Source organism: uncultured Acetobacteroides sp. (assembly GCF_963667355.2).
In the GTDB taxonomy this organism is placed as follows: domain Bacteria; phylum Bacteroidota; class Bacteroidia; order Bacteroidales; family ZOR0009; genus Acetobacteroides.
The window spans coordinates 1,843,004-1,867,997 of the sequence record NZ_OY763328.2; the positions used below are offsets into that span (position 1 = coordinate 1,843,004).

Here is a 24,994-nt window from a genome sequence, read left to right on the forward strand (position 1 = left end):
ACACAGCGACATACCAATTTTATGGTTACTGGACCTTATACCTTTCATTTTTGCAGCCGTCATCATTCTATTTTTGAAAGAGCACAAAGAAAAAATCTCAGAACTAGAGAATGAATTAACGGAGAAAAAGGATACAATTAATCGAAATGCCATTTTTGCTAAGCAGATTGGAGAAGGAAACTTCACCATCGACATCGACAGCAACAATAATGATGTACTTGCAAAGTCGCTCATATTAATGCGTGACAACCTTCTTAAAAACACTAATAAGGAAGCAGAAGAGGCATGGATTGCTGAAGGGAAAGAAGCCATTTCGAACATCCTACGCATCCACAACAAACTCGATGTACTAGCCTACGAGGTTCTTGTATGCCTTGTTAAATACTCCAAGGTTGTACAAGGCTCATTCTACTTTTATGACGAAGAGCGCAAGGTTGTAGTAAATTTAGCATCCTATGCATATAACCGCAGAAAGTATGTTAATCAAGAATTTAGAATAGGAGAAGGTCTGATCGGACAATGCGCCTACGAAAAGGATATTATCTATAGAACCGAGATACCAGATGATTATTTTACCATAACATCTGGGATTCTTGGCGATCAAAAACCTCAAGAGTTAATCATCATTCCTCTTATTACTGATGAAAAACTTTATGGTATACTGGAATTCGCTTCAATTTCGGAGATTCCACCGCTAACGATTCGATTTTTCAAGGATTTGGCAGAGATAATTGCCCGTACCATATTCAACATTAGCGTTAACGAACGCACGGAAAGGTTGCTTCTCGAATCGCAGCAAATGACCGAAGAACTTCGAGAAAACGAGGAAGAACTTCGCCAAAATGCTGAAGAGATGATGGCAACCCAAGAGGAACTTGAAAATACTAACACCCGCCTCGAGATGCAAATCAATGAGGTTGAAAATGTACAAAAGAAACTTCACTCGCTACTCGAAAATGCCTCTGAGGTTATCTCTATATACAATAAGGATTTGGCGCTTTCCTATATCAGCCCATCCGTAACATCAATTTTGGGCTTTACTCCCGAGGAGATGATTGACGGAATGGATAAGCAGCGCCTCACCAAAAAGGGTGAAGAACATCTTGATGAACTCTTCCAAAACTTGCTATATAATCCTCAGCAAAGTTACACCATTCAGTACACCTTTATGAAGAAGAGTGGTGACAAAATATACCTAGAGGTAACCGGTCGTAACCTTATCTCTGACCCTGCAATCAACGGCATCATCCTCAATATGCAGGATATTACCGAGCGTAAGCGCGCCGAAAAAGAAGAGCGTATGAAGAGTAAGATGCAGGCTCTTTCAGAAAACTCCATCGACCTTATCATGCGCCTTAGCACTATGGGGCAAATTTACTACGTTAACCCAACGGTAAAGTCGTTCTTCGATATTGATGCCAAGAAAATACAAAACCAGACCGTTAGTTCGGCAAACTTACCCAACTCACTGGTTGAGTTTTTCATGAAAGCAATCGCAACCATCAGCGAAACCAAGCAAAAAATAGAGGAAGAAATATCTTTCATATCAAATTATGGAGAAACAATAATGCACATTGTTGCGATTCCAGAATTCAATGAAAACGAACTTGAAACCATTCTTTTCGTATCGCATGATATCACCGAATCGAAGCGTATTGAAATGGAGATTCAGGAAAAGAACCGCAACATTACAGAGAGTATCAACTACGCTCAACGCATTCAGAGTTCGATACTTCCCGACAACAGGTTGCTCCGAAAATATCTTCCTAATTCGTTCATGTTTTACCTTCCACGCGATGTGGTAAGTGGAGACTTTCCTTGGATGTTTGTTAAAGATCATAACACCATCTACGTTGCTGCGGTAGACTGTACTGGACACGGCGTACCTGGCGCTCTTCTTTCATTTATTGGCTACTTCATCCTTAATAATACTGTTGATAAAGACAGAACAATGAACGCAGGAGAAGTACTTGATGCACTACACAACGAAGTTCGCACCACACTCAAACAGGATAGGGTTGATGCAGATGCTCGGGACGGTATGGATATCGCACTATGCAAAATCAACCTAAAAGATAATATTCTTGAATATGCAGGAGCACACCGTCCGTTGTACCTGCTTCGCGACAACCAACTCCAGGAATTCAAGGGAGAACGAAGGGCTATTGGTGGAATTCCTTCAATGAAAAAGGCTGAAATGCCATTTACGAACCACACCATTAACATCCAGTCGTCCGATAAGATTTTTATCTTCTCCGATGGATTACCCGACCAAGTTGGAGGATCTGAGAATAAAAAGTATTCTGCCGCACGAATCAGGAATCATATTGCATCAAATCCAAACCTTACAATGACAGAATATGAGACGCTATTTAGCAAAGACTTTATCGACTACAAAGGTGCTAACAAGCAAATTGATGATATACTACTAATTGGAATGGAGTTTTAATTAGACACATGTAATAACAACAAGCTATGGACAACAAAAACATTAAGGGGTACATAGAGTTCATCTACGATTTTTACAAGTCGATGAAAGCTCATGAGATATCTCTTGTATATGAAGGGGAAATAACCCATCAGATTACCAAAGCCTTTACGACAATGGCTGAAACTAACATGCTAAAGGACGAGGAATCGAACTCTGTACAAAAAAAGGTATTCCACGTAATGGTTGAATGCCTCCAAAACATCAGTAAACATGCCGATGCACCTAGCCTAGAGAATGATGTTTTTGCTTCGAGAGGTCTTTTCATGGTTAGCAAAGGGGATAATTCCTACAACGTTACAACGGGTAATATCGTAGAGAACGATAAAATAAAGGAGTTAACCTCTATGCTCGATCACATCAACTCGTTAGATAAGGATGGACTTAAGGCGCTTCATAAAGAGCAAATGCAAAAGGGTAACCTCTCAGAAAAGGGAGGGGCAGGGCTTGGCTTTATTGATATAGCCCGCAAAACAGGGAATAAACTTGAGTATCATCTCCTCCCTGTTGACAACTTAACCCACTTTTTTGTGCTAACATCAACCATAACAAGAGAATAACAAAGATTTACCATATTTTTGCGACATGGAAACAATAAAAATACTTGGAACAGACGACACTCCGAATGTAATTCTGGATGCTAACAATGAGATTTTCGAAATCTCTGGACGCTCGCTTCCAGAGGACGTGAGCGCTTTCTACGAGCCAATTCTTAACTGGCTCGACGAGTATGCCCAAAATCCTAATCCAAGAACCGTTTTCACCTTCAAGTTGGTTTACTTTAATACGGCTTCTTCCAAACTACTTCTCGATATCCTGATGCGATTCGAACACATGAAGGAAGATGGCGCTGATGTTACCATCCGCTGGTGCTATCCTGACGACGATGAGGACATGGAAGAAGCAGGCGAAGAGTATGCCGATATCGTAGATGTACCATTCGAAATGGAGGCATATTCCCTATAATAAATTTGAGAATTGGCTGGCGATAATTTGATAATATGAGCGAGGAAATCTTAAGAGCGCTGATGCAGCTTTTTGCCCTTATCGTAAAGCAAGACGAAGGGGTAGAACGCATGGAACGAGAGTATGTACAAAACTTTTTAGTTCAGCAGCTCAACGAAGATGCGGTTAAAGAGTATCTCACTCTCTTCGACCAGCATGCAGGACTACTGGAAACCGATGGTGAAGAGGAAAAGGAAGTTAAAAAAAGCCGACTTACTTCCGTAAAGGACTCCGTACGTATTCTTGGCATCTGCAAAAAGATTAACAAAACGCTTACGCAACGACAAAAAATAGTCGTTCTAGTTCGCCTTTTCGAGCTGGTAAACTCCGAAGGTCGCTTTTCGGAGCAGCGTATGGCAATTATCAATACCGTCGCCGATGTTTTCAACCTTTCCAAGGAAGAGTTTAAAGGGATAGAAGAATTTGTTCTAAACAATACCCCCGAAAAGTTAGACTTGCCTGATGTACTCACTGTCCATAGCAGAACGATAGAGACAGAAGGCAAGCAAATCTTTTCCGAAGGCCTTTCAGGCATAATTGCCATACTCCAGATAAAATCGGTAGAACTCTACTTTCTGAAGTATACAGGCCATGACGATCTCTTTCTTAATGGTCTTCCGATTAACAACAAGCGCATATACCTCTTTGCCAACGGTTCAACTATCCGTTTACCTAAGGCAAAGCCTATCTACTATTCAGATGTTCTTGCCCGTTTTAAGGCCGATGAGAACTACACCCCGCTCTCATATGAAGTAAGCAACATCAGCTACCAGTTTAAAACTGGCAACCTTGGTCTACGCAGCATCTCTTTCGCCGAAGAGCAAGGAAAGTTAATCGGTATTATGGGGGCAAGTGGTGCTGGTAAAACCACGCTCCTAAATGTGCTTTCAGGTATAGAAAAGCCAACCGAAGGTGAAGTTCTGATCAATGGGTTAAACCTCCATTCTCAAAGCGAAGAGCTAAAAGGAATTATAGGCTTTATCCCTCAAGACGACCTGCTCATTGAGGAGCTTACCGTTTTCGAGAACCTATACTACAATGCAAAACTCTGCTTTAAAGATAAAAGTGATGCAGAAGTTCGTAGCATAGTTGATAAAACACTTCTACTTCTTGGCCTCATCGACCAAAAGGATTTAAAGGTAGGAAGTCCGCTAAATAAGATGATTAGCGGGGGACAACGTAAGCGTCTAAACATTGCGTTAGAGTTAATTCGTGAACCCTCTATCCTATTTGTTGACGAACCAACTTCAGGACTCTCTTCGCGCGACTCGGAAAACGTGATGGACCTCTTGCGAGAGCTTGCCCTAAAGGGAAAACTGGTATTTGTGGTTATCCACCAGCCATCTTCGGATATCTACAAGATGTTCGATAACATGCTTATCCTCGACACGGGAGGATATCTTATCTACCAGGGTAATCCCGTAGAGGCTGTAATGTACTTTAAGCGCCTCGATGCTCAAATCAATAGCGACATTGGAGAATGTCCAACTTGTGGTAATGTCAATCCAGAGTTGATATTCAACATTGTAGAAGCAAAGGTGGTAGATGAGTTTGGTCGCTATACAGCCCTTAGAAAAGTATCGCCGCTAAAATGGGAAGAGCACTACAAGGAGAATATCAAGATGCCTAAGGTGGAGACCATTAAAAATGCACCTCCATCTGCACTAAAGATACCTTCGAAGGTAAAGCAGTTCTTCATCTATATGATGCGTGACTACCGTAGCAAGATCAGCAACGTTCAATACGTAGTGATGAATTTACTCGAGATGCCTATTCTTGGTTTTATTCTTGCTTACGTAACACGCTATATTGCCAATCCAAAATCGAGTGTTTACATCTTTAAGGATAACGAAAACATTCCGATTTTCATCTTCATGTCCATCATCGTTGCCCTATTCGTAGGGCTAACCTTGAGTGCTGAGGAGATTTTCCGAGATCAGAAAATCCTTAAGAGAGAATCGTTCTTAAACCTAAGTAGGTTAAGTTACCTCTTTTCTAAGACTCTCATACTACTATCATTATCAGCAATTCAAACATTGCTATTCGTCCTAATTGCCAACACCATTCTTGGAATTAGAGACATGTACTTTACCTATTGGCTGGTGCTTTTCTCTACAGCCGTGTTTGCGAATTTGCTCGGACTAAACATTTCGGCGACATTCAACTCTGTTGTTACCATCTACATCGTTATTCCGCTGATAATGATTCCGATGATGATGCTTAGCGGCGCCATGTTCACGTTCGAGAAGCTGAACCGCAGCATAAGCAGCACCAACCGTGTCCCAATCATCGCCGACCTTATGGCAACCAAGTGGGGTTACGAAGCCCTTGTGGTATCGCAGTTTAAGGACAACCAATTCGAAAAGTACTTCTACGACATTGATAAGGAAGAAAGTAAGGCGAACTACAAACTGGTTTCCTACCTTCCTGAGCTGCAAAAGCGCCTCGACCAAAATGGTGAAGCTTTAAAAAATCCGAACTCAACAGCAAGCAAAGAATTACTCGCAGATAACATCGCCGTACTTCGCCGTGCCTTTGCACTTGAAGCGAAAGCAGTTCCAGAAATAAGGTTTGCCAATATGAGCATGCTTACACCATCAACCTACAACGCTGGCGTAAACAAGGCTGCATACAGCCATACGGATAGGCTCATAACCTACTACGGAAAGGTATTTGCCAGATACAACGGGAAAAAAGAGGCATTGCGCTCCTTCATGGTTAGTAAGAATGAAAAGGTGTACAACGACCTTCGTGCACAATACCACAACGAAAGCATTACCGATTTGGTAAAACGCCCATTCGAGAAGAACAAAATACTTCAATTCGACGATGAGCTCATTCAACAATACGAACCCATCTTCAAAGATCCATCGCCCAAAGGATTCTTCGATTTCCGTTCGCATTTCTTGGCACCCCAGAAGTATTTTGCAGGCAGATTCATAGACACATATTGGTTCAACATTTGCGTAATCTGGTTTATGTCACTAATCTTTTTTATTACCCTTTACTTTGAACTACCGAAAAAATTGTTATTTTCGTTTCCACATAAGCTAGCATTGTTAAAAAACCAAAGTAAAGCTGAGAATTAATGGGAATAATTAAAAGAGTTGGCTCTCTTCTTATCCTTTCCGTCCTGCTCTACTCCTGCATGTCGGACACGGCAAAGAAGGCAAAGAATGAATTTGACATGCCCGATTCGCTAGTATCGTCTGATACTACCCATGGCGAACAGGCGCTAGACCAGACTAAGGATATGGTAGACCATATGGTGGAAAACCTAGGTTCTCCTATCGAAACCATTGCCATGCTGAAAAGCCTTGGTATTCCGTTCAACAGCACTCTTCTGGCATCCAACGACGATGTCGATCGCTTCAACAGCAGCTACTCGCAAGCAGCCGCACTCGGAATTTACGGTGCCGACTTGGGCTACCTGAACTTCTACGGTAAGACTTCGCATGTCCTTAGCTACATATCTACCGTAAAGGGTCTTGCTGATGAGCTCAAGGTGGGACAATTCTTCGATTACAGCACGCTCAAGAGACTTGCCTCCAACAACGATAATGTCGACTCGCTAATATTCATCTCGCGCAAGAGTATGAATCGAATCGACCAATACCTCCGCAAAACCCAGCGAAGCAGCATTAGTGCCGCCATTGTTACAGGCGTTTGGATCGAAGGAATGCACTACATAACGCAATTCTACAGGCTTAACCAAAAGAGCCGCCTTAAGGAAGCAATTGGCGACCAAAAAAACCTGATCTCACTTCTAATTAAAGTCCTCAATGGGTATACCTACCATCCAGAAATGGCTGAGATGAAAAAGGATCTCGAGTACATCAACGAGGCCTACAGGGGTGTAACCATCAGCGTTCAGGAAGGAGAACCAGAGTACAAAGAGATAAATGGCGTATACACCGTTATACAACACGATAAAACGGTTATAAACATCACCAGTAAGCAGATTAATGAAATCACAGCGCGTACCCAAAAGGTACGAAACAAACTATTGGGGGAATAGCATTATGAACAGAATACTTCTAGCGATAATCCTAGGTTTTGTTTGCCTATTAGGTGCAAATCAGGCCTCAGCCCAATCGGAGGAGCAGTTGCTTGATATAAACGGTAAAAAGGCAAATAAGGCAAGCAAGGTTACCTACCAAATGGACTACAAGATAAAGCTCCTTGAAGGTACACCCGCCCCACAAAGCAAGTTTACCATTGTTCTCACCAAAAATGTTCAGTATCGCTTTGTAATAGTAAGTTCAAGAGACTTCCCTGGTCAAGGTGTATTCAAGCTTTACGATAACGGGAAAGTTGTTCTGAACAGCTACATGGAGGCCACCGATACGGTAATGGAAGTAATTGACTTCAACTGCACCAAAACAGGCCCCTACCACCTATTCTGCGAGTTTAAGGACGGTATGGCGGGGAATGCCGTCTTAGGCGTTTATTTAGTGAAAATACTCTGATTTAGATACAAACCAGAAACAGAAAAGGGATTCCAAATGGAATCCCTTTTCTATTTTCGACAATCATTTTACCGATCGGAATACAAGAATTCGTTCTTCGGCATATCATGTTAGAAGAGTTGCATGCGATTTTCCCCGCATGCAATATAGGTTAATGGTGCCCTATAAGGATACAACCACTAAACGGCTGAATGGAGAGCCCGAAGATGGCCCTCACACCCAAAATGTAGAAAGACCTGTTCTTATCTGGCAAGCCGCTGGTAGCCCCCCTACAATTGCACTTTCCAAAGCTCAATAAACTTCTGCTGATGCAACGGAATGAGGTTTCCTCTCCCTAGAAAGAGTCAACGGTTCCATGAGAGGAGCCATCTGTGCCATGGTAAGAGCCTACCGTGCCACAGGAGGAGCCATCAGTGCCGTAGAAGGAGCCAATTGCGCCATCGGAAGAACCATCCGTGCCATCGAAAGAGCCAACCGCGCCGTCGGAGGAGCCAACCATCCCATCGGAGGAGCCATCCGTGCCATAAGAGGAGCCATCTACACCGTAGAAGGAACCAACCATAGGAATCATTGGGATTTACTCAGGGATTATTCACGGAACTGTGTCTATCCTTTTTTTTCGCAAGCAGGAATTACGCCTTCCTTTTAGGTTAGAGCTGCTAGCGGGGCAAAGGTGACGGAAGAACGGAACAGCACGTGGTTGTTGATTCTCCTTTACTCTGAGAAAAAACTAAGGACAACCTTATAGGCGTAGATGATCTATAATGGTTGCTAAACATGAATCCGAAAGGATTGGATACTCCACAGACCAAGTTTAGGAAACGAGGTAATTTTGCATTTATGCGAGCAAAGTAATAACAACAACTACAAGCTATAACTTCCGCAACATCAGGCAATGTATTTAGTTTTCCATTCCATAAGATTAGCCATTACCTTAAAACCAAGCCCGAAGGTTATATTCCTCGGTCGCACAGATAGCCTTTTCTCAGAAAGTTTCTTGCCAATTAATGATTGTTTAGTGAAGCTTTTACTCGTACTCCCGTCATTAATAATATCAAAAAAGCGTTTGGTAAAAAACCATCCATCCAGTAGAAAGGTCAATAAAAAATCAGCAAATAAGCATTATATCCAAGAATAATAAAGATATTCAACATGTCAAATAAGTATATTTATATGCATTAAGTAATTTTATACGACAAATAAAACATTAATTAATTTTCAATTGTTATATTTACAAAACGACAATTAATACTTCGATAAAATGGATACACAAGCAAAAAAACCAGTTGAAAAAGTGAAGGGTAAAAGAGGAAGAAAACCTCGTCAAACTCCAGTTGAACTTATCATTTCACTTATCAATAAGCTCGAATCATTCGAAGATTTAGACAGGTTGGCCGATGAAATTGTAGCCATCAGAAACAGCAAAAAAGAATCTGAAATCAGCAGGCTTAAGGCACAACTTGCAAAACTTCAAGGATAGAAACCTTGAGATTAAACGAATAAAAAGGGTACATAGAGTATTTCTATGTACCCTTTTTATTAATCCTAACTAAACAAAAAGGGCTGCATTACTGCAGCCCTAAATTATGCTGTAAAACGATCGTTTAGTCGTTTAGCGACCAGCGAAGGAAACCTGTAACCTTAACCTCAGCATCAGCACTCTTAAGGTAAGCTTCTACGCTAATCTTAGAATCTTTGATGAAGTCTTGAGCCATTAGGGTATTATCCTTAAAGAATTTGTTAAGTTTTCCAGGGGCAATTTTCTCAATCATATCCTCAGATTTTCCCTCAAGACGAAGTTGTTCCTTTGCAATTTGAAGCTCCTTTTCAACAACTTCAGCAGGAGTTGAACTCTTATCAAGCGCAACTGGATTCATTGCTGCTACTTGCATAGCAATATCCTTAGCAACTTCAGTGTTAACAGCCTTAGAGAAGGAAATTAAGGTAGCCAACTTATTATTCATGTGGATGTAAGGAATAACGAAGTTATCCTCTAACTTTCCATAGAACGAGATACCTAACTTTTCTCCAGTAACACCAGATCTTTCAGTTACTAGATCAGCAATAGAAAGACCATTTAGGTTGAGAGCAAGAAGTTCTGCTAGGGTTGCTGGCTTTTTCTCAATAGCAAGATCAAGAATGCTTTCAGCAAGAGCAACGAAGTCAGCATTCTTGGCAACGAAGTCAGTTTCGCAATTTAGGCAGATAACAGCACCAAGTTTGCCATCAGCAGTAGTTTTAGCGATAACAGCACCTTCGGTAGCTTCGCGGTCAGCACGCTTGCTGGCGATAAGCTTACCTCTTTCGCGGATAAGATCCTGAGCGCGCTCGAAGTCACCATTAGCTTCTTCAAGAGCCTTCTTGCAGTCCATCATCCCGGCACCGGTCATTTTACGTAGCTTTGCTACATCGGTTGCGGTAATAGCCATTGTTAAAATATTTTTATCGGTTATTGAAAACAGATTATTCAGCGCTCTCCTCTTCTTGAGCAGGAGCTTCAACCTCAGCTTCGCCGGCTACAGGAGCCTTCTTAGCTTTTGCCTTAACTGGCTTGTCTGCCTTGGCTGATTGGCTGTCTTTTTCCTTTTCCTTCTCAACCTTGCGCTCTTCGAGTCCCTCTTGAATAGCAGAAGCAACCACGTCGATAACTAGGCTGATAGATTTAGAAGCGTCGTCGTTAGCTGGGATAACATAGTCAATTGGTGTTGGATCACAGCAGGTATCTACCATAGCAAATACTGGAATGTTAAGCCTCTTAGCTTCACGAACGGCATTAGCTTCTTTTTGAACATCAACTACAAAAAGTGCAGCTGGAAGACGAGTAAGGTCAGCAATAGAACCAAGGTTCTTTTCAAGCTTAGCGCGTTGACGGGTGATTTGTAGTCTTTCGCGCTTTGATAATGTCTCGAAAGTACCATCGGTAGACATCTTCTCAAGAGAAGACATCTTCTTTACAGCCTTACGGATGGTTGGGAAGTTAGTAAGCATACCACCGGGCCAGCGCTCGGTAACGTATGGCATATTAACTTGGCTTATTCTTTCCGATACGATTTCCTTCGCTTGCTTTTTGGTAGCAACGAAAAGAATCTTACGGCCTGATTTTGCGATTTGCTTAAGGGCATTTGCAGCCTCATCGATCTTTACTACGGTCTTGTGTAGGTCGATAACGTGAATACCGTTACGCTCCATGAAGATGTAAGGAGCCATCTTAGGATTCCACTTTCTCTTTAAGTGACCGAAGTGAACACCAGCATCGAGTAGCTGGTTGAAATTTGTTCTTGGCATTTTTTTGTGTTTTACTTGTTTAAAACCTCTTCGTCAACTGCCGAGTAGCATAATGGTCTCGTCAGTTTTTCGCAGTAGGGCAACGCTCAAGTAGTACCCGAAGGTAGTCTCGCAGGTTTGAAACCCAGACTGCAACAAATAGGAAGAAAAAAATTAACGTTTACTGAACTGGAATCTCTTACGAGCCTTTGGTTGACCTGGCTTCTTACGCTCAACAACACGAGGGTCGCGAGTTAGAAGACCGTTAGCCTTAAGCACCGGACGGTAGCTTTCGTTGTCAATTTCGCAAAGTGCGCGAGAGATTGCAAGGCGAAGTGCCTCAGCTTGTCCCTTAACACCACCGCCATCGAGGTTAACCTTGATGTCATACTTACCAAGTTGGTTGGTAAGCAAAAGGGCTTGGGTAGCAGTGTACTGAAGTACACCAGTTGTAAAGTAAACTTCTAGAGGCTTGTTGTTGATTACGATCTCACCCTTCCCAGGAGTCATGTAAATACGAGCAACAGCGGCTTTTCTTCTTCCTAATGTGTTAACAACTTCCATGCTCATTACTTAAGATCTTTTACGTTGATAACTTTTGGTTGTTGAGCCTCGTGTGGGTGCTCTGCACCAGCATATACATGCATGTTACGGAACAACTCAGCGCCAAGGCGATTTTTTGGTAGCATACCCTTAACGGCCTTTTCTACAACAAAAAGAGGCTTACGCTTTAGCATATCTACTGGAGTTGCAAAGCGTTGTCCACCAGGGTAGCCGGTGTGGCGAACGTACACCTTATCGGTAAGTTTTTTACCGGTAAAGCGCACTTTCTCTGCATTGATAATAACAACGTTATCACCACAATCAGAGTTTGGAGTAAATGAAGGCTTGTGCTTACCTCTCAGAATTTTCGCAACTTGAGAAGCAAGGCGGCCCACTACTAGATCGGTTGCATCTATCAAAACCCACTCCTTCGGAGCAGATACTTTGTTGACAGATACAGTCTTGTAACTTAGTGCGTCCACTTTTACTGTAATTTTTTGGTTAATACCTGTTTTAACTGTGATCCATCCCCACTTTACGGGGTTTGCAAAAGTACAACTTATATTTAAAAGCACCAAAGCTTGCCAACTCTTTTGTTTTTCTGATCATTACATTTTAACAAACAATTTATCAAGCCCTCCCCTTTTATTATCTCAAACGGGGTACATTCTTGCTTACATTTCGGCAATATTCTAAGTTTGCAAGCTATTAGGCGGTATATTTAACGATATGCCCTACCACTGGTTCAATCGCAACTTTTTGCTACATTAGAGGCAAGTTTACGAATGGTAAATCGGCATTTATTTCAGCATTTATTCATTTCCTGCATATTAATTTTAGCCTCAAAAAAACATCTATTCACCAATGAAAATTGACTTAGTGCTTATTGGGAAAAGCGACCAAAAATATCTTCAAGAAGGAATCGACATCTACCTTAAACGGCTAAAATTCTACTGCCAGTTTGAAATGAAAATTATTCCCGATTTGAAAAGCACAAAAAGCCTTAGCGAAGAGCAGCAGAAGGAAAAAGAAGGAGAACTAATCATCACCCAGATTAAGGATTCCGATTTTGTGATACTACTCGACGAGCGGGGAGAGTCGCTTTCGTCAGTCGATTTTGCGCAGCTTATCGAAAAAAGGCAGATTGCAGGAACCCGTAAGCTAAGCTTTGTCATTGGCGGCCCATACGGTTTTTCGAGGGATGTTTACGCGAAAGCCAACGCTAAGCTTTCGCTCTCTGCCATGACCTTTTCCCATCAAATGGTTCGACTTCTTTTTATAGAACAGCTTTACAGAGCATTTACGATTATTAATGGAGAACCCTACCACCATAAGTAAGCAAAGGAAAAACATTCGGAGAAAGAAGACGTTTTTCGTTGGCATCGCTATTACCGTAGCGGCTGCTGTGCTATACCTCGCGGCGCAATTTGCTCCTCGTCTCTCAACCTACAACGGCAGCAACATAAAAAAGATTGAGAGTACCATCCTTAGCAAGAAGGAGCAGCTTCGCGAAATAGCGAAGACTTGGTTAAGCACGAAGGACACCTCTCAAAAAGCGGCATTCGCCATTCTCGACGACAGAACAATATCGAAACTCAACAAGGAAAACATAGGGATATTTCTTTACGACAGCACTAGGCTGGTTGCATGGAGCACCATTCCCAACATTGCCGACTCGATGCTTGCCCGCATCGACACCACCATGCGCCTGTATGCGTTCAACGATGGATGGTTTCTTGCCTCCCGCTTTAAGCACAAGGGAAAATCGGCTATTATTACCATCGAGGTCCAAAAGCGCTATCGGTTTACCAATAGATTTCTGGAGAATCGGTTCAACCCAATCCTAGGGATACCTCCATACATTAAGCTTAGCAAAGACTCTAAATCCACCTCACACACAAAAAGTACGCTGACCGTTCGATTAGGAAAGGACAGCCTCTTTATACTTGAAAAAGAAAAGAACATCGTAACGGAGAATCCGACTAAGGATCTTCTCGTCTACGCATCCCTCATTCTCCTCATTGTTGGGGGATGGCTCATCATTCAATCCATCTCGTTTAAGAAAAGAATCCGACTATTCTTCTTCTCATTGATAGGATGGAGCGCCACTTGTGTTCTACTTGTTAACATGCTAGCCAAGGCGCCATCATCGCTGATTTTCTTCTCGCCCGATCTCTACGCCTCTAGCGTTACACCCTCGCTCGCGGTACTTGCAGCCTATGTTCTTATTTTCATCTCGTTCAGCTCGACCATCTACGCGCACTATGTCGACTACAAGATTCAGAAGAAGTATCTTCTAAAACCACTTGCTGCTTGCTTGTCGGTATTTATATCGCTTATTGCGCTGGCAACTCACATGCTGGTGTACAGCCTGGTAAACAATGCCGCCGTTTCGTTTGGCGTAATAAAGATATCTGAGATTAGCCGCTACTCGCTGATTATCTACCTTACCATTTCGCTGCTAATAGTTAGCATAGTCCTTCTATCTAATTTATTCTTCAGGCTTTTCAGGAACATCTCGACAAGAACAAAAGCGGTAATCCTTGCGCTACCGCTTCTCGTTATTTTAGGCATTTATGCCCGCACTGATATTTCGATTGGCGTATTCGCTGCTGCATCGATCCTCACCTACGCCATCTTCCTTTTCAGGCTTAAGGCATACATGCGGATTGGCATTCGCGACATCTCGCTAATTCTGATAATCTGGGCAGTTGCAACATCTACCATCATCTGCCTCTTTGTGGTAGCTAAGGACGAGCACAACCGGATTGAATTCGCCGAATCGCTTTACAACGAGAAGGACCCCATCCTCGAAGCTGCTCTGCCCGACATCTCGGAGCTGGTTGTTAGGGACAAAACCATACACCAGCTTATCCACAACCCTTCGGCCAACGACAGCATCATCTACCAGTACATCCGAAAGAATGTGCTTAAGGGCTACTTCAGCAAGTACAACCTTCGCATAACCATCTGCCCGATAAAGGCGAACCTCTTCCTACCTAACGAGAAGAAGACCACCAGCTGCCAGAAGTACTTCGATGATCTGTTCAAAAAGAAGGGAACTAAGGTTGATAATTCGACTTTCTACCTGATCCGCAACTTCCCTGGTGAGATATGGTACATCGGGCGTATAGACTACCTCTGCACCAAAGGCCTCACATCGCTTTACCTCGAGCTCAACCTAAAAACTATCAGCAACAACCCTGGGTACCCCGAGCTGCTGCTCAAAAAGAACGAACCGCGCATCAAGGGCTCCAAGTACTACGAGTACGCCCACTACTTCGATAGCAGCTTGGTTGCCAAGAATGGCAGCTACTCCTACCCCTCCATCATTACGCCACCAAGCCGGGAAGACAGCATTGATGTACGCCAGCAAAAGGGCTACTCCAACCTCTACTACCGCTTCGACCAGTACAACACGATGGTGATATCGCGGCCAATACTCAACCTCTTCGATATTGCCTCCTGCTTTTCCTACATCTTCATCTTTTTGGTGTTTGCCGGATTGCTGGTGCTAAAGTTTAGCCGATTCCCCCTCGACGATACCCTATCGCTACAAACCTTTAAGGGACGGATAACCCTTTCGTTTGTGGTGGTGCTCATCGCAGCCCTAATCCTTACGGCCGTTGCCTCGCTAACGTACGGCATCAAGCGCTTTGAGGCCTACAAGGAGCAAACCATACAGGATAAGATGAAAAGCGCCATCCCCGCAGTGTACAATGCACTTTACACGCCAAACACCCAATCGCTCACCGACGAGCTGGTGAAAATATCGAACTACCTTTACGTTGATGTGAACCTATACGACAAGAAGGGCGAGCTGTTTGCCACCTCGCGCCCCGAGATATTCTACGACGGACTTCAAGGCTTCAAGATGTCGCCAAGGGCATTTAAGAGCCTTGCCCTAAGCTACGATGGATTCTACGTGGATAACGAACAGATCGGCAACATGACCTACACCTCGTCGTACGCCCCCATCTTCGACAGCAACGGTAGGCTCATCGGCTACGTCAACCTGCCCTACTTCCTGCAGTACGACAACCTCCGCAAGGAGCTTTACACCATCGCCATCACCATCGCCAACATCTTCATTCTGCTACTGCTGCCGGTAGTTCTGATTGCGGTGCTCACATCCAACTCCATTACCCGTCCGCTTGAACAAATCCGCAACCGCATGCGCATCTTCGACCTCAAGACGAACCCCGAGCCCATCCCCTACAAGCAAAACGACGAGATTGGCGACCTGATCGTGGAGTTCAACAAGATGATCCTACAGGCTGAATCGAGCGCAAAGCTGCTGGCCGACAACGAGCGCGACCTCGCCTGGCGCGAAATGGCCCGCCAGATTGCCCACGAGATAAAGAACCCGCTTACCCCCATGAAGCTGAGCCTGCAGTACCTGATGATGCTCAAGGGCAAGAACGACAGCCGCTGGCTGGAGCAGTTCGACCGCTTTGCCGCATCGCAGGTGGAGCAAATCGACTCGCTGGCCAAGATCGCCAACGAGTTCTCCGATTTTGCTAAGATCAACTTCGACGAGCAGATCACCGTCCTAGACCTTCGTGCTGCCGTAAAAGAAATACTCCCCATCTTCGACGGCTTCCCCAACCTCAACTTCGAGGTAGACATGCCCAGCATTCCCATAAACGTACGAGTAGGCCACGAGCACCTCAAAAGGGTGGTCGTTAACCTGGTGAAGAACGCCATACAATCGGTAGAAGACGATAGAACCGCCATCATCAGCATAACCGTAAGAGAGGAGTCGGGCAAGGCAACTCTTTCGGTTAAGGACAACGGCAAGGGCATCGCCGACGAAGTGAAGCCAAAGCTCTTCACCCCCAACTTCACCACCAAGTCGTCGGGCACGGGGCTTGGGTTGGCCATCTGCAAAAACCTGATCGAGGCCTACAGCGGCAGCATCTGGTTCGAGTCGGAGGTCGATAAGGGTTCGACCTTCTACATCGAGCTGCCCAGCGCGTAGGGGCGCATGGCATGCAGCTCTACCCCACAAAAAACAACAAGCGCAGCCGTGGTGCAGCTGCGCTTACTCGGTGACTCGTGTGCCACCATTCTCCGTTGACCTCATCCAAGATTGACAGGACCTCCCCAAAGATGTATGACTTTCGTCTTCTTTGGTACCGGAACGGGCACTTCGAATACCGCTACTTCTCTGGTCAAGATATCGGTCATGCACCTATAATCGCCGGCAATAAGGAAGCTCTTGTCTTCCGACTGCTCCACTATGATTCGCTTCAGCTCATCCGTATACGAGGGGTCGACCCCAGCAAGGAGGTCTTCCAGCAGAACAAGGTGAACGTTTAGGTGCACCAGCATGATGATTTCCAGCAAGCGCTTCTCCCCATCCGTAAGCTGGTAGCCCTTGCTATCCCAAAGCGGCCCAACGAAGCTGCTTTCGGCAACATGGGCAGCCCGCTTGTCGCCGCATACCAGCTTCAGCATCCGGCTCACCTTTACATTCTTTGGAAAAAACGGCTCTTGGGGCAAGCAGGCAATGCGCACCCTCGTGTTAAAAATTCGCACAAGCGGGCTGTCGCCAACTCTAACACATCGCTTATCGGCTTGAAGCAAGCTGAAAGCGGGGCCAAACAACGACGCTTCATCGAGAGCAGCTTCTTGAACTAGCCCAATAATCTCGCCCATTTTGTAGCTCGAGAACAGCTCGTTTAGCGACAGCTTACCATCCACTCTACCTGCTCGGGCATCAGAAATCAATGTAACCATACCAAAATAATTAAGCTATACCGACAATAGGATACGATAACCGCCGCTTACCCCTGCCGCTTCCACGTTCGCCGCATCGATGCAACGACTTACAAGCGCAGGCTAAAAAACAGCGTTTAAAATTAGCGTTTTTTATCTACTATATAGCAAACATTAGCTGGTGAAATTCTTTTCCCTCCAAAGCACCCAATGCAGAGCGGGAGCTTCGGCACCAGTCGACATAAACGTAAAATGCCTTTGGCGAGTAGCCCACCCCACCAAAAGCAGCAAGCGCAGCCGTGGTGCGGCTGCGCTTTTATGATTTTACGTTTGAAAAAATGCAAACTTCAGTAAGGCCTACTCCAATAGCGACTACAATTACAAACAAGGAAGCTTCAGCGAATGTAGTTCCACCTGCTTTTTACTCATTACAAAGAATATTCCTTTCATTGGAGTTGCTATCAGACGTGCTGGATCTAGCCAAAGTAAGCTATTCGTATTCGTGTAAGTCTTATCTTCAGCAAAGAGCTTAACTGGAACAACGTCCTTTCCAGTTTTGGTATTAAGCCATGTTACGTAGACATTATCTAGACTTGGAACAACTAAGCTAATAGAACTACCCTGAAGTTCTGCCTTAGCATAAACGCCAGTTCCACCTCCAGCATAGTAACTTCCGAAACCCATTACCCCTTTCGCCTTCCGCTTAATAGGGGTAATCCATTTTTCTGCTCCACTCCTATCAAATCCGTTTACGATAAGATCTGAACTAGAAAGGTAGTAAGTGGTAAAAGAGGAACGTGTACTGCTTTCTACTTCGAAATTTTCGAGCACAACGTAGAAGCCATCATTGTCAACAAGCGACGCGTTTACCCTAAAATACTTGAGTTTCTTCACGGGCTTCATTTTGCTAGCTTTAACCATAGAATGGCTGATGTCTGCGGCTTCATACATCTTTACAAGCGCTTCTTTGTCGTAGGTCTTATCCACGATCCGGTTACAGGTACCTTTAGAAAAGTCGAAGCCTATGACAGTGACACCTTTCAGCTTATTTTCACCCTTCGAGCATACGCAGTACAGCTCATTTTTGGGGGATTCAATGAAATGACAAAACCCAAGTTCTCCCTCATCCTCTTTCAGCGGAAGCAGGTGAGCGCTCCCCTCTAGTAAGCCTGCCCTGCTATACTTCGAAAACATGTAGCACTCCTTGCGATCCACCTCGTCCTTATAGCAATGCACCAGTTCGCCATTCTGCGTTAGAAATAGGTTGCTCTCCCCCTTCTCCGAATAGGCAACTTTTGCAGAATAGAGTCTTTTACAGTCGGGAGTAAATACGTCAAACGTCATCCTTGATGCGTCTTTTGAGTCTCTATAGTCTTGTATCTTTTCACCAACAAGGAAGTACTTGTCGTTTTTTGAACTCATCGTAATGATATTATCCCCCTTTGTATTCCGAAGGGTATCTACTTGAATAAGTTCTTCGCGATCTAAGCTATAAGTAAGCCCTATCACAGAATAACCCTTCCGCGAATTCTTAACGTACCCAACTAAGACTACGGAGTTATTATCCTGCCTATAAAGCATTAATGGGTAGCTAAGAAGGTCTTGGTAGTCTTTAGAACTAAACTGCACGACCCTGTTTTTTGTCAGTTTAAGGCTAATGTTCTTCTGCACGTTTAGGCTGCTATCCAAAAGCATAATGCCCGAATCGTTAAGCGAGGTTCGGTAGTAAGCAATAAATCTACCATCGCCTGTAGGCTTATACTGAGGGCGGTCGTAAGAATCAGAAAAAAGAGTCCAATTCGAAAAGTCTTTTTTTGCAACCAACTTCTGCCCATAAAACGGTAATGGCAAAAGCATCAATGCCACTAAGAATAGTACATTTTTCATCAAAGAGATTTTATTTAAAATAAGAATATACCCACAACTAAGCTTAGTGATAATTTTTTAAGGCTCTAAAATCCTACTTCGTTTGATCAAACAAATCCACCCAAAACAACCTACAATCGAAGCTATAAACATTAACCCCATCAACTTTTGCTCTATAACTTTATTTTTCACCAATACTTATTTCTAGAATCTGTGTTTTTATCGTTCTACTGCTAAACGTAGATTTTTTTTAGCGCCCCAAACCTACCAAAAATCCCCCACCCTTCCCATCGTTTAAGTTAAAAAGTTCACCCCTAAAAAGCCTCTATACGCCACCAGAGCCACATAGCAGGAACAACCTCTTCATCTAGCTAAAAACAGTCATACAAAGTCATGGCGATGTTAACCAAAGTTTATAGCTTTAGATCGTTTCGATGCTTAAGTGCAACATTTAAACCTAGATTATTATAACCAGCACCTCAGAAACCTGCCTGGTAGATGTAGCACTCGATGCCAAAACCTACATCAAGTCGCTATTTGGCGCTACCAGCCCCGAGTACAAGCAGGTGGCCAAGATCGACTTTAGAAACGAATAGCCCAGTGGCTCCATACTCTCGGCTTCCGAGCATTGCCGCATCGCCCATGGCATAGAAGGCGGAAGTCCCCCCAAAGGTCGCTTCCGCCTTCCTTTTTCTGATAGCCGTCCCCAAGCTTTTGCCTTCGCCTCTGTAGCTTCTGGCCTCGTGCCTGTAGCTTTTAGCATCGTGCCTGTAGCTTTTGGCTCCATGTCTGTCACTTTTAGCTTCGTACCTATAGCTTTTAACGTCGTGTCTGTCACTTCTGGCTTCGTGCCTGTAGCTTTTAGCTATGTGTCTGTCACTTTTGGTCTCGTGTCTGTAGCTTTTAGCTTTGTATCTGTCACTTCTTGCTCCGTGTCTGTCACTTTTAGCTCCGTGTCTGTCACTTTTAGCTTCATAATTACTACCTACAGCTAAATCAACACTCTTAATCGTCGCAGCGACTCGGTACAGTCTACAAAGAGAAACAGGTACATAGCGATAATCGAAGGTGTTTCGCCACCTCTTACCAGCAAAAGGAAGCCTAATACCAAGCCACCCTTGATTGCCTTCTGTGATTTGCCCCCATTTATTCGATAAGCATTAAGCACTAAAATGCGGCCCTTTGTCTCCGCCTCTCTGCGTTAAAAATCTAACGCCCCCGAACACATTTTGCCCGCACCTCCCCTGTATGGATGCTGAGTAACTACCAATTTTTCGAATTCCTTCACCTCAATCCCGCACCCTAGCGAACAAAAAGCCCCACCTACCAGCTATATTTGCGCCTGCTACAACAGTACGAACAAATCTAAACCTAGGACTATGAACGCAATGCCGCTGGTTATTGCCGCCTTGGCCATCTTCGCCCTCGCCTACCGCTTCTACTTCGGATTCATGGCCGCCAAGGTGCTAACGCTCAACGACAGCATCGCCACCCCATCGGGCCGCCTCTACGACGGGCAAAACTACTTCCCCATCACCAAGTGGGTGCTCTTCGGGCACCACTTCGCCGCCATCGCGGGGGCCGGACCGCTGGTAGGACCGGTGCTCGCCTGCCAGTTCGGCTTCTTCCCAGGCTTCCTGTGGATGCTCGTGGGCGCCGTGATGGCCGGGGCCGTGCACGACATCGTCATCCTCACCGCCTCGGTGCGCAACGACGGGAAATCGCTCGTGGAGATCGTCCGCTCGCAGATCCGCAAGACGGGCAGCGTGGTTACGGCCACCATCGCCACCTTCGTCATCATCATCATCGCCATGGCCGGGCTCGGGTTGGTGGTGGTGAACGCCCTCGCCGAGAGCTCGTGGGGCACCTTTACCATCGCCAGCACCATCCCCATCGCCATCCTTATGGGCGTGTGGATGTACGTTTTCCGCAAGGGGAAGACCGTGGAGGCCACCGTCATCGGCGTTATCCTGCTTAGCGGCGCCGTTATCTTCGGAAGATTCATCCCCGGCTCCCCCTTTGAAAGCTGGTTCACCTTCGACCGCAAGCAGCTCACCATCGTCCTAGCCCTTTACGGCTTTGTGGCCTCGGTGCTGCCCGTATGGCTGCTGCTTTCGCCCCGCGACTACCTCAGCTCCATCATGAAGCTCTTCGTTATCGGCATGCTGGCCGTGGGCATCATCGTTGTGGCGCCCGACCTCAGGATGCCCGCCTTTACGGCGTTCATCCACGGCGGAGGGCCCATCATTAAGGGACCGCTGTTCCCCTACCTCTTCATCACCATAGCCTGCGGAGCCATATCGGGCTTCCACGCGCTTATCAGTTCGGGCACCACGCCCAAGATGGTGATGAAGGAGTCACACATCCGCCCCATTGCCGCCGGAGCCATGCTCGCCGAGGGGGTGGTTAGCATCCTGGCGCTGATTGCCGCTGCCAGCCTCTTTCCGCTCGACTACTTTCAGATCAACCTATCGCCCGAGAAGTACCAGGAGCTGCTCCCCCAGCTGCACGCCATGGGCTTTAGCGGGTCCGACTTCCAACGCCTCTCCCAGGGCGTAGGCGAGAACATCGCCGGACGCACCGGGGGCGCCGTGACGCTGGCCGTGGGCATGGCCGAGATCTTCTCGAGGATTCCGGGGATGGACCGCCTGATGTCGTACTGGTACCACTTCGCCATCATGTTCGAGGCGCTCTTCATCCTCACCACCATCGACGCCGGCACCCGCATCGCCCGCTTCCTGCTCCAGGACATCATGGGCAAGGTGTACAAGCCCTTCGGTAAGTCGTCGTCGCTTCCGGGCAACCTCATCGCCAGCGCGCTGGTGGTTTTCTTCTGGGGATACTTCATCTACACCGGAAGCGTCTCCACCATCTGGCCGATGTTCGGCACCGCCAACCAGCTGCTCGCCACCATCGCCCTAGCCGTGGGCACCACCTACCTCATCAACCAGGGCCAGAAGCGGTACGCCTGGATCACCCTCGTTCCGATGGCCTTTGTGGGCGTCACCACCATCTACGCCGGAGCGCTCAACACCATCAACCTCTACATCCCGCAGGTACTCGACCCCGCCACCTTCACCAGCGGCCTCATCAACCTGCTGCTTACCGGGGTAATCCTCATCAGCGTAGTTGTAATTATTGCTGATGCCCTACCCATCTGGATTCGCGCCTTTAGGGGTAAGGCTCCGCTACTTGCGCCCGTCGATCTACCGGAGGATGCCCAGAAGCAGAAAGCCGAGAAGTAGATGGAGGGAAGAAGATAGCTCCGCAGATGCACGCGAAGCTAGGCTAAGCAGATACGCTTAGCCTAGCTGCATTATCCCCTCCTCGGGAGGGGTAGGGGTGGGTACCAGACGTTTTGGGGCAGAAGGCCGATGCGCTTTCTACCAAGCCATTTCGCTTTCAGAATTTGGATAAAACGATTATTGGAAGAACAACAAACCAACGGCGGACAAGCCAATCAAAGTAGGATAACGTTTCCCCGTAAACACCATGGCGCAGCCATACCAGACTGGCACGAATTCTGTTCGAGCGAGCGGAGCTGCTACAGCGCCAATAGACGCATCAGCGATGAAAGGACTAGAAGCAATCATTTGAGATGGCGACATTCCACCGCGACCGAGCGAGTTAATTCGTGCCAAGGGTTTTTCGTTCTTTTTGCCCTACAAAAAGAACAGAAAAGAAGATGAGTTTCTCTTTATAAAGTCATCGCCTCTACTAGATGCTAACTCTGTATTTTTTAAGAGAAATTCCTGACTTTCTACCAAGCCACAAGATACCCCTAGCATAAAAAATTATCCATTCACAATCAGCCTAGAAAAGCTTATATTTGAGCAAATTTTGTTTACCCAAGGTCAATGAAAATAGCGGTTAACGCTAAAGCCCTCTTAAAGGGCAACAGCGATGGAGTAGGTAGATTTATGTACGAAACGTTTAGCAGGATTGTAAAGGCTCACCCCGAGCACCAGTTCTACTTCATCTTCGACAAAAGCTACGAGCCTTACCATATCTACGGCAAGAATGTCGAGCCCATAGTAATTAGCCCACCAGCAAGGCATCCGCTCATGTGGTGGTACTGGCACGAGATCTTGCTCGCCGACCAGCTTAAGAAGATTAAGCCCGATGTGTTTGTTGCCCCCGACGGATTCCTATCGCTATCGGTGCCCACCGCGCAGGTTGCCGTAATCCACGACCTGAGCTTCGAGCACTACCCCGAGCTGGAAAGCTGGGCAAGAAGGAAATACTTTCAGCGCTTCTTTCCCCGCTTTGCCGAAAGGGCCAACCGCATCCTCACCGTTTCGAACTTCTCGAAGTCGGACCTCTGCGGAACCTACAAGATATCGCCCCACAAGATCGACGTGGCCTACAACGCCGCCGATCCTATATTTGCCCCCCTCACCCAAAAGCAAATCGACGACCTCCGCTTCGATCTTACCGATGGCTGCCCCTACTTCGTGTATGTTGGCTCCATCCATCCGCGCAAGAACGTGGGCCGCATGCTCCGCGCCTTCGACCGCTTCAAGGACGAGGTGCCATCGAACTACAAGCTGCTGATGGTGGGCAACCCAAGGTTCAAATCGTCCAAGGCCGAGAAGATATACCGCGAGATGCACCACAAGTCGGAGGTTATCTTTACCGGATGGCTCTCCAACGAGCACCTCTCGAAGGCAGTTGGTGCCGCCGAGGCGCTCATCTTTGTTCCCATCTTCGAAGGATTCGGGATTCCACTCGTCGAGGCCATGAAAGCCAACGTGCCCATCATCACCTCGTCGGTAACCTCGCTGCCCGAAGTGGCCAGCGACGCCGCCGTACTGGTTGACCCCTTCTCGATAACCGCCATCAAGAATGCAATGATTAAGATGTCCAACGACTACAGCTTCCGAAACGAGATGGCCGCAAAGTCGTTCGAACGAGGCAAGCTGTTTAACTGGGATAATACCGCAAGTACGCTTTGGAGCACCATTCAAAAAGCAATAGAGTAAAGGGCGAAGGCCTGCTCCCCTTCCTCAACGAAGGAGTTTTGGAAGCCGGATGCGACGAGGCCGGACGTGGCTGCCTGGCAGGTCCTGTTGTTGCCGCTGCCGTCATCCTTCCACCTAGCTTCGATATGCCGCTGCTAAACGACTCCAAGAAGCTTAGCCATAAGGTACGCGAAATCCTAAAGGTTCAGATTCGCGAGCAGGCGCTTGCTTGGGCCGTTGCCGTTATCGACAACGAAACCATCGACCAGATCAACATCCTCAACGCATCCATACTCGGCATGCAAAAGGCTACCGATGACCTAAAGCTTAAGCCCGAATTCCTGCTGATTGACGGCAACCGCTTTAAGAAGCACCGCGACATCCCCCACCAGTGCGTGGTGGGTGGCGACGGTAAGTACGCCAGCATTGCCGCCGCATCGGTGCTGGCCAAAACCTTCCGCGACGAGCTGATGGAGCAGCTGCACACCGAGTACCCCGTCTACGGCTGGGACGTCAACCGGGGATACCCCACCAAGAAGCACCGCGAGGCCATCGCCCAAAACGGCATAACCTGCTACCACCGCCGCAGCTTCCGCCTTACCAACGAGCAGCTGTCGCTAAGTTTTTAAGTAATCGAACAAGTTCAAATCGACATTGTCTTTAAATCATTCGAGGTT

Annotated in this window: 19 protein-coding genes; 12 read left to right on the forward strand and 7 right to left on the reverse strand. The window is 46.1% G+C overall.

All coding sequences use genetic code 11. The features are described from left to right. Positions 1-73 precede the first annotated feature (73 nt). The 6 genes from ACHZA1_RS07645 to ACHZA1_RS07670 are packed head-to-tail and all read left to right on the forward strand — an operon-like array spanning position 74 to position 7,962. Positions 74-2,449 (forward strand): PAS domain S-box protein, encoded by a 2,376-nt coding sequence (locus ACHZA1_RS07645; RefSeq protein ID WP_320054645.1) that lies wholly within the window; start codon positions 74-76, stop codon positions 2,447-2,449. Between the two features lie 26 nt (positions 2,450-2,475). Continuing rightward, the gene (locus tag ACHZA1_RS07650) at positions 2,476-3,048 is read left to right on the forward strand and encodes a SiaB family protein kinase (protein WP_320054646.1); all 573 of its coding nucleotides are present in this window, start codon (positions 2,476-2,478) and stop codon (positions 3,046-3,048) included. A 25-nt stretch (positions 3,049-3,073) separates the two neighbouring features. Then, positions 3,074-3,454, forward strand: coding sequence for a DUF1987 domain-containing protein (locus ACHZA1_RS07655; RefSeq protein WP_320054647.1), 381 nt, complete (start codon positions 3,074-3,076; stop codon positions 3,452-3,454). Positions 3,455-3,489: 35 nt separating this feature from the next. Beyond that, positions 3,490-6,582 carry an ATP-binding cassette domain-containing protein gene (locus ACHZA1_RS07660; RefSeq protein ID WP_320054648.1) on the forward strand — a complete coding sequence of 1,031 codons (3,093 nt, stop codon included), beginning with the start codon at positions 3,490-3,492 and terminating at the stop codon, positions 6,580-6,582. Continuing rightward, positions 6,582-7,511 carry a hypothetical protein gene (locus tag ACHZA1_RS07665; RefSeq protein ID WP_320054649.1) on the forward strand — a complete coding sequence of 310 codons (930 nt, stop codon included), beginning with the start codon at positions 6,582-6,584 and terminating at the stop codon, positions 7,509-7,511. Before ACHZA1_RS07660 ends, ACHZA1_RS07665 begins: the two co-directional genes overlap by 1 nt. A gap of 4 nt (positions 7,512-7,515) precedes the next feature. After that, complete coding sequence (locus ACHZA1_RS07670; protein ID WP_320054650.1) at positions 7,516-7,962, forward strand: hypothetical protein; 447 nt, start codon at positions 7,516-7,518, stop codon at positions 7,960-7,962. A 334-nt stretch (positions 7,963-8,296) separates the two neighbouring features. Here ACHZA1_RS07670 and ACHZA1_RS07675 read toward each other — a convergent pair whose 3' ends face one another. Continuing rightward, positions 8,297-8,533, reverse strand: coding sequence for a hypothetical protein (locus tag ACHZA1_RS07675; protein WP_320054651.1), 237 nt, complete (start codon positions 8,531-8,533; stop codon positions 8,297-8,299). Between the two features lie 690 nt (positions 8,534-9,223). Between ACHZA1_RS07675 and ACHZA1_RS07680 the strand changes: the two genes are divergently transcribed. Beyond that, positions 9,224-9,442, forward strand: a complete 219-nt coding sequence (locus ACHZA1_RS07680) for a hypothetical protein (protein WP_320054652.1) — start codon at positions 9,224-9,226, stop codon at positions 9,440-9,442. A gap of 124 nt (positions 9,443-9,566) precedes the next feature. On the opposite strand, the gene tsf is transcribed toward ACHZA1_RS07680, so the two are convergent. The 4 genes from tsf to rplM form a co-directional block, all read right to left on the reverse strand. Then, positions 9,567-10,391, reverse strand: coding sequence for a translation elongation factor Ts (gene tsf / locus ACHZA1_RS07685; protein WP_320054653.1), 825 nt, complete (start codon positions 10,389-10,391; stop codon positions 9,567-9,569). A 34-nt stretch (positions 10,392-10,425) separates the two neighbouring features. Then, positions 10,426-11,247: a 30S ribosomal protein S2 gene (gene rpsB / locus ACHZA1_RS07690; protein ID WP_320054654.1), complete on the reverse strand. Its 822-nt coding sequence runs from the start codon at positions 11,245-11,247 to the stop codon at positions 10,426-10,428. 153 nt (positions 11,248-11,400) lie between these two features. Continuing rightward, entirely contained in the window at positions 11,401-11,790 is a 390-nt protein-coding gene (rpsI, locus tag ACHZA1_RS07695) for a 30S ribosomal protein S9 (RefSeq protein WP_320054899.1), read from the reverse strand. 5 nt (positions 11,791-11,795) lie between these two features. Beyond that, entirely contained in the window at positions 11,796-12,251 is a 456-nt protein-coding gene (gene rplM / locus ACHZA1_RS07700) for a 50S ribosomal protein L13 (protein ID WP_320054655.1), read from the reverse strand. 382 nt (positions 12,252-12,633) lie between these two features. Here rplM and rlmH point away from each other — a divergent pair, with 382 nt between their 5' ends. After that, positions 12,634-13,107 carry a 23S rRNA (pseudouridine(1915)-N(3))-methyltransferase RlmH gene (rlmH, locus tag ACHZA1_RS07705; RefSeq protein WP_320054656.1) on the forward strand — a complete coding sequence of 158 codons (474 nt, stop codon included), beginning with the start codon at positions 12,634-12,636 and terminating at the stop codon, positions 13,105-13,107. Then, positions 13,082-16,750: an ATP-binding protein gene (locus ACHZA1_RS07710; protein ID WP_320054657.1), complete on the forward strand. Its 3,669-nt coding sequence runs from the start codon at positions 13,082-13,084 to the stop codon at positions 16,748-16,750. Before rlmH ends, ACHZA1_RS07710 begins: the two co-directional genes overlap by 26 nt. Before the next feature lie 101 nt (positions 16,751-16,851). On the opposite strand, the gene ACHZA1_RS07715 is transcribed toward ACHZA1_RS07710, so the two are convergent. Both ACHZA1_RS07715 and ACHZA1_RS07720 read right to left on the reverse strand, forming a co-directional pair. Continuing rightward, positions 16,852-17,511 carry a hypothetical protein gene (locus tag ACHZA1_RS07715; protein ID WP_320054658.1) on the reverse strand — a complete coding sequence of 220 codons (660 nt, stop codon included), beginning with the start codon at positions 17,509-17,511 and terminating at the stop codon, positions 16,852-16,854. Between the two features lie 357 nt (positions 17,512-17,868). Then, on the reverse strand, positions 17,869-19,377 hold the full coding sequence (locus ACHZA1_RS07720; protein WP_320054659.1) for a hypothetical protein: 1,509 nt from the start codon (positions 19,375-19,377) through the stop codon (positions 17,869-17,871). Positions 19,378-20,735: 1,358 nt separating this feature from the next. Between ACHZA1_RS07720 and ACHZA1_RS07725 the strand changes: the two genes are divergently transcribed. The 3 genes from ACHZA1_RS07725 (at position 20,736) to ACHZA1_RS07735 (ending at position 24,946) form a co-directional block, all read left to right on the forward strand. Then, the gene (locus ACHZA1_RS07725) at positions 20,736-22,601 is read left to right on the forward strand and encodes a carbon starvation protein A (RefSeq protein WP_320054660.1); all 1,866 of its coding nucleotides are present in this window, start codon (positions 20,736-20,738) and stop codon (positions 22,599-22,601) included. A 612-nt stretch (positions 22,602-23,213) separates the two neighbouring features. After that, complete coding sequence (locus ACHZA1_RS07730; RefSeq protein WP_320054661.1) at positions 23,214-24,338, forward strand: glycosyltransferase family 1 protein; 1,125 nt, start codon at positions 23,214-23,216, stop codon at positions 24,336-24,338. Next, complete coding sequence (locus ACHZA1_RS07735; RefSeq protein WP_320054662.1) at positions 24,308-24,946, forward strand: ribonuclease HII; 639 nt, start codon at positions 24,308-24,310, stop codon at positions 24,944-24,946. The genes ACHZA1_RS07730 and ACHZA1_RS07735 overlap by 31 nt, the downstream gene beginning before the upstream one ends. Positions 24,947-24,994: the final 48 nt, after the last annotated feature.